The organism is Pantoea sp. GbtcB22, from assembly GCF_019091025.1.
GTDB classification, from domain to species: domain Bacteria; phylum Pseudomonadota; class Gammaproteobacteria; order Enterobacterales; family Enterobacteriaceae; genus Pantoea; species Pantoea leporis.
In genome coordinates this window covers 1-232 of sequence record NZ_JAGXKB010000945.1, presented here as the reverse complement: position 1 = coordinate 232, position 232 = coordinate 1, and the positions used below count along the sequence as shown (strand labels likewise).

The window sequence follows — 232 nt, the reverse complement described above, 5'->3', positions numbered from 1 at the left end:
ATGTCCCAGAACAGCACGGTTATCCGGATCGCATTCCAGCGCGCGGCTTGCACGTACAAGTGCTGCGATTTCAGTAAATGGGGGAGCCGCAGTTTCCAATCTGTTAACAAGAAATTCCCCCTGATCCTCCAGCCGGTAACGTAAAGCACCCACGCGATACAGGCCATGAACCCCCAGTAAATAATCGGATTCAAACATGCGCGTGCCGGAAGGCAATAATCCGCCACGGATA

The 232-nt window shown here is 53.0% G+C and carries 1 pseudogene; it reads right to left on the bottom strand.

Annotated features, from left to right (window positions below):
* A pseudogene (locus KVT28_RS27125) lies at window positions 1-198 on the bottom strand (type II toxin-antitoxin system HipA family toxin); the annotation flags it as partial.
* Window positions 199-232 lie beyond the last annotated feature (34 nt).